We start from the raw sequence: 1,401 nt of genomic DNA, 5'->3' as shown, positions 1-1,401 counted from the left end.
ATTTGACTTGTGCAGTAAAATGTAAAACTTTATGCAGCGACCCCTAATTTGGCAACTACATCATCAAGACTTACCCCTTTTTCTGCACAAGAGTATGCAAACTTGGCAATACAGACCATATATTGTTTGCGGAAATACCCTATGGTATCTCCAATGGTCTCAAGTTTCAAGGTTCTCTTTTTAGAGACCCTGAAGAGCTCAAGAAAAGTATAGGTCATAAAGACCATACTCCAGAAACGCTTTATTGAAGTTAATGATTCAACCTGGTATTCATCAAACCCTAATGAGTTCTTATGATATCGGTAGCTCACTTCAATATCCCAGCGGTTCTGGTAATATCCAACAATAGTGGAGGCGGTTAGGCTTACATCGGTACTTACGATAAATGCTGGTGTGTCAGAAAGATCTTTTTTGCTCCAACATATAAGAATTACGGTATTCTCAAGATCATTGATTTTACCTTCATATCTGTATACGTAATAGTTATCGTCTCCTGCTGTCACTATGCAGGTTTCGTTACTACGTATTATGCAGGTTTCGTTACTACGTATATGGGTGGCAAATTCTTTGATATTAGTCTTAATGCCGCCTGGGTAAATCACACGATTGGATTTTATTCTTCCAATAGTATGATACCCTCTCTTAAGAGCATGAAGCATCAATTTTCCTGATGTATACCAAGCATCTACAAGTAAATACGTAGTTTCTGTAACAGGCGTAAATTCATCAATTAGCTGCATTGCCAGCTCTTGCTTATTCTTAAAAAGTTTCTTGGCTTTTTGTCCAAAGAACTGCTTTCTAAGATAGAGCTTAAAGTTAAGTGGTAAGGAGTACTCGGAGATTTTGTAATGGGAAGTAACTACACAGTGAGACCACATGGTCTTACCATCACTGTGAGAATGATGATAGTCGAGGCCTTCGATTTTCTTAGTAGAATTGTCTTTTTTACTCAAAGTGTCATCTACTATGAAAAAACCTACAGTTCCCTCGGGTACATTCTCACGAACAGTTTTAAGAGAATGATTTATCCTCTTGTAATCTACGTATTCGTTACTCCATTTATATTCTCCAAGGAACCTTGAGCCACTACTCCGGTTCCGGTTACAGGTAAGCCTTGAATAGACATTAGAAATATTCTTGTTTCCCTCGGTGGTTATTATGCCTGAAATCATATGAACCATATGGTTCTTCAAAGCTCCAGAAACAGGCAACTTTAGCATATTTATATAATTGATTACTTCTTGGCTTTGTTCTATTATTATATCAGGCATAAGTTTGACCCCCGTGGAAATAGTTTTTTATCTATCAATTCAAAACTACCACATTTGGTCTGCTTATGCTTTTGTTTTGCTATTTTATTGGTAATACAATTTATTACTTTTTAATGCACAACACTAATTA

1 protein-coding gene is annotated in these 1,401 nt (G+C 36.5%); it reads right to left on the bottom strand.

The genetic code is table 11. From position 1 onward, the window contains the following. Positions 1-29: 29 nt before the first annotated feature. Positions 30-1,271 (bottom strand): IS701 family transposase, encoded by a 1,242-nt coding sequence (locus EFD62_RS17315; protein WP_128706595.1) that lies wholly within the window; start codon positions 1,269-1,271, stop codon positions 30-32. Positions 1,272-1,401: the final 130 nt, after the last annotated feature.

The sequence above is a fragment of the Acetivibrio mesophilus genome (assembly GCF_004102745.1).
GTDB lineage: Bacteria > Bacillota > Clostridia > Acetivibrionales > Acetivibrionaceae > Hungateiclostridium > Hungateiclostridium mesophilum.
This window is presented reverse-complemented; position numbering and strand designations above follow the sequence as displayed.

Coding starts and splice junctions, on each gene's coding strand:
- EFD62_RS17315 (WP_128706595.1), bottom strand. CDS start 1,271: ATGCCTGATATAATAATAGAACAAAGCCAAGAAGTAATCAATTATATA.